2 protein-coding genes and 1 pseudogene are annotated in these 4545 nt (G+C 53.2%); 2 read left to right on the top strand and 1 reads right to left on the bottom strand.

The window, feature by feature from the left end; translation table 11 throughout:
• Positions 1-380: 380 nt before the first annotated feature.
• Positions 381-1262, bottom strand: coding sequence for a type IV toxin-antitoxin system AbiEi family antitoxin domain-containing protein (locus tag F4V58_RS11380; protein ID WP_075736108.1), 882 nt, complete (start codon positions 1260-1262; stop codon positions 381-383).
• Positions 1263-1395: 133 nt separating this feature from the next.
• Between F4V58_RS11380 and F4V58_RS11375 the strand changes: the two are divergent.
• Both F4V58_RS11375 and F4V58_RS11370 read left to right on the top strand, forming a co-directional pair.
• Positions 1396-1989, top strand: a pseudogene (locus tag F4V58_RS11375) (rhodanese-like domain-containing protein); the annotation flags it as partial.
• A gap of 571 nt (positions 1990-2560) precedes the next feature.
• Positions 2561-4545, top strand: a 1985-nt coding sequence (locus tag F4V58_RS11370) for a Rib/alpha-like domain-containing protein (protein WP_170252490.1), incomplete at its 3' end; no start/stop codon positions are given.

Here is a 4545-nt window from a genome sequence, read left to right as displayed (position 1 = left end):
AAGCAACCAGCACACCGCAGCCAAACCAGCCCAAAAACTGATCCACCAAGTGGATCAATTTTCGCGCCAATCTGGATCACTTCTAGGAGACCACATACACGCGCGGGCGAGGTCCGCTACCGCTTCCCCGATACTCGAGGATTGGCGGTTCAGCAGGTTGAGGTCGCGAGTGCGCCTGGCCTGGGGATCCCGCCACACCAAGGCGGAAGCGCCTTTGAGTACCCAAGAATCTGGGTCCTGCGCGATGATCCGGGACAAGATGATCGAGCTTTCTTAGAGCGTCACTCGAATTTCTTTGGGGATCTGGCTGAAGACGCCGGCACCAGCGGTGGCCGCGCTCTTACCGCTCTTATAACCTCGCGGGGCGGATGGACGCTTGGTCACTTGCAGACTTCTTCTTGGGAGGTTTCTTCAAGGGCGTGCTGGGTGCCTTCGTGGTTTACGTATGTGAGCGCCTGGCCCTGCGCCAGTAGCCGTCCCAGAGGGACTCCGTCGGTGGTTGAGTCAGGAAGCGGCGAAGCAGCAACGAGTTGCTCCATAACCGATGGGAGTAGATCCGAGAGGTAGGTCTTGATTTGATGGTCCACCTCTATCAGGCTCGCCGACATGGAGAGCACCACCTGCGCCTGTTCGACCGGGGTGTCTGCGAAGGTAGTCAGTTCGCGGAGGAGGTCCATGGCGGTTAGACCGTAAAACTCTGCGTGCCGGGGGAGCTCGTGGACTAGGCGCGGCCAGTCGATGGGGAGGTTCTTACCCACGGCATCGGTGACCAGCCGCCCCATGTGGTCCAGGTCGTAGCCTTCCCCGAGCAGGTCGAGGATAGTGCGGGTGGGTGTCGTTACGGGCAGCCCGCGGACTTGCTGGACGTCCTCGGCGGGGAGCTCCCTTATGCGGAGGCGAATCTCCGGGGAGTTCGTTTGCTTGCGGCGCGTGGCAAAGAATTGGTAGCCGTAGGGTTCAAACACGCCAATCTCATACAGCCAAGCGGCCGTGGTCGAGCAGACCACGAACTCCGTGGGATTCTGGAGCCGTTCTGCGAACGTCCGGGCGGGGTCGAGGCTGAGCCACGCGGCGTAAACATCCTCGTAGAGAACAGGGAACGAGGCCTCGAACGCGTAGACGCCGCGGCGCAGCGTCCGCAGCTCGCCGCGGCGGGCGGCGCGGCTAATCGAGGCGCGGGACACCCCGTACTGCGCCGCTTGCGCCGTGGTGAACACTCCGTACTGGGCACTGGCCAGCTCAATCAGATCACGAGATAGCATACTTCAAAAGTTACGCTATCGTTTCCAATGAAGCAATGGCTAGCTACAGTCCGGGAAGGTCTGAAGACGCTAATTTTCCAGAGCAGGAAGTAGACTGCGAAGAACCAGACAATGTCAATTCACGCGTCCCAGCGGCGGCGTTCACCTTAAGCCCGAGAAGGTCAACAAGCTGGTGGAGGAGCGCGGTGAGGAAGTAGTCTTCTTCGACGGCCGCAACGCCATGGACGCGGAGATTGGCAAGTTTAAGGGCGCCGTGGTCCCGGATGTGAAAACTACCCATGACTTTATTGAGGAAATTGAGTCCGGCAAGTACGACTGGATGAAAGACCGCCCCGTAGTGTCCTACTGCACCGGCGGTATCCGGTGCGAAATCCTCTCCGCGCTCATGAAGAACCGTGGCTTTAAGGAGATTTACCAAATCGAAGGCGGTATTGTCCGCTACGGGGAGGAGTACGGCAATGATCGCCTGTGGGAGGGCTCCATGTACGTATTCGATAAGCGCATGCACCACGAGTTCGGCGCTGGCCTGAAAGATCCCGGTTTTATCCAGCTAGGCCACTGCGTCCACTGCAATAAAGGAACCAACACCTTCCACAACTGCATCAATGAGGACACCTGCCGCCAACAAGTCCTCATCTGCGACGAGTGCATCCAAGATGTCAGGACACAATGTTGTGACCGCCCGGATTGCCTGGAGGTTGCTGAGACTATTGCGACTGGGAACTAGTGGAGTTCCGTGAAGTTTCGGGACTGGGAAAGGCCTCAATGAGAATATCCCGGAAATTTTAAGGGATATTCTTAGCAATGGTTTGGGTTGGGTGAATTGTCAAAGTTCTAGCTTTGGGCGATTAAGGTTGGCATATCTGCATACTTTTCATTCCATATCTCTCTTAGAGGTCTAGTAAAGAAATCTGACGTTGGGAAAGTTGCAGGGCAAGGGGGCTAAATTTGGATTTATTCAAACGGGCCGAAAGATTGTAAATGTCGCGGACGGGGCACTTATTTTAAAATTAAACAATAAATTCTGGGCTAACCCAAAATCAATTCCTGTCAGTTGAAAAATTGTTAAAGTTTAACTAGCCTGTGGAGAATCAGCATCAGATTCTGTTGCAGACCTTTTCCGATAACTACGATCTAAGCCAGGTGGTAGCAGCTGGTAGGTTTCCCAGCGGATTGTGGCGCAAAGGTGCTGATCGTTCCTAAATCCCATCTCAACTGAAAGAGAGACTTCAGATTTGAAAGCTCCAAGGAAATCCTTTAAAAATCCGCGGGGGGTCGTATGTTCTGCCGCTCTAGCGGTGGCACTGATTGGACCCTTCGTTCACGCCATTACCATACCTGAGTCGGTTGCGGTCGAGGGTGCCGCGCAAGCTTCGGAATCCCCCAACGGCTGCACGCCGTCCGAAGTCGTTGCACCTGGTGAGGAAAAACCCCTGAAGGTGCCAACCTCTCACTACATCAACGATGGAGATCGCAACGCTCGTGAAACATATGAGCGCCGGTTGGACAGGATTCAAACGCGTGCCACCTACTTTTCGGAGGGTGGTAAGAATTTCGTTAGAATCAATCATGTGTTCAATCCAAATCATGATGAATACTCGGGAGGTAGAGTTGCTGGCCAGTGGCTAAATGGTAAATTCAGTCTATTTATCCCTAAGGGGGTAACGGTCAAGTCGCTCAGTGTTGTGGAGCGGATGCCTAGCGATGATTCGCCGGGCAAGGAGCCCACGTGGTCGTATTCAAAGGACCTCGGACCTGACGGTGAGTCTATTGAAAATGCTTCGGTCACGATTGATGATCAAACCGGTAAGATTGCAGTTTCCGTGCCTAAAAATTCCGCCCCGAGTGAAGCAACGGTTTATTTGAAGGACGCCAAGGGAAATGCGGTTGGAAACCCAATTGATATCACTGTTACGGATGCGGGTGCTCAAGATCAGACGGCTGGCGACAATGAGCCAGACCGGATCCCGAATGACGGCGCTTTGCATACGATTGATGAACGGTTAGAAAACCCAAAGACTGGTTTGATTGGCGAAGTGAAATACAAGCCCAAACCTGCAGGTGACTCCACAGTGCTTGATGCCTGGGCAAAGGCAGATGGAAATGCTAACAATGCCAGCGGCGTAGGAACGACCTACTATGGTTCGGTAGAAAAAGCAGGTGGTGTATTTGATACGCAACTTAGCTGGCTCAGAGACACGCGGTACGGCGATTATGAACACCGTGGATTCGCGAAGAAAGAGAATTACGAGGGGTTCAAACAGAAACTCCAAGGGGTGTTGTACTTCTTGGGTCACCCGGGGACCGAAGAGAAGAAGGATAGCACACTCCCTCGTTACGGCAAGGGTTTTCACAATTCATTTGACGTAGAGATAGTCTACCGCTTGGACGGGAAAACTAGGCCTCACGACCTGGGCTGGGTAGCAAGCTATGCTGCGTATGATCAAAACTGGCCAATCTACCAGGTTTATACTGCATCGGATGAAGCTAAGTCAAAGGCGGTCGAAGATACTGGGTCGGAGATTGAGTGCATCAACCAGGAGTCGACAGTTGATTATACCGATGTGTGGCAACCTAACATTCCGGAAGTGACTGAGGGCAAGTTTGGCGCTGAAGCTATTTCGAAAGAAATCAGCTTTGATGACGTCCGTACCACCGAAACGAAGGAAACGAAGACTGGGACGGCAGTTCCCTTGGCTAAGTCTGACGCCTTTACTCTGAAACCTGATGCTAATGGGGCTGTTCTCCCAGAAGATAGAACTAAAGTATCGGTAAATGGATCCACGGGTGCGGTAACGCTCGCATCTGGCGTACCTCACGGCGAGTACAAGGTACCTTTAGAGGTTACTTATGTCGATGGTTCGAAAGATCTGGTTCTTGTACCAATTTCCGTACTGAGTTCCTTTGTTGATGAGGTTCCTGCTGATGGTGTTGCTCATGCGATTGATGACAAGGTAGCTGAGCCTAAGTCGGGTATGAGTGGTACGGTTACTGATTCCAGTGGTGCTGTGGTTGATGGTGCTGTGGTCACTGTTGATTCGGCTACTGGTGTTATTTCGGTGACTGTTCCTGAAGGCACTCCTTTGGGTGAGGGTTCTGTTCAGATCACTGATGCTGATGGTGCCGAGGTTGGTTCCCCGATCGCTATCGATGTTGTTGCTGGTGCGATTACTTCGGGTACCAATGTTGATGAGGTTCCTGCTGATGGTGTTGCTCATGCGATTGATGACAAGGTAGCTGAGCCTAAGTCGGGTATGAGTGGTACGGTTACTGATTCCAGTGG

This window comes from Corynebacterium phocae, assembly GCF_008693075.1.
Lineage (GTDB): Bacteria > Actinomycetota > Actinomycetes > Mycobacteriales > Mycobacteriaceae > Corynebacterium > Corynebacterium phocae.
The sequence above is the reverse complement of the archived record's forward strand: the minus strand, read 5'-3'. Positions and strand labels throughout refer to the sequence as shown.

Coding starts and splice junctions, on each gene's coding strand:
- F4V58_RS11380 (WP_075736108.1), bottom strand. CDS start 1,262: ATGCTATCTCGTGATCTGATTGAGCTGGCCAGTGCCCAGTACGGAGTG.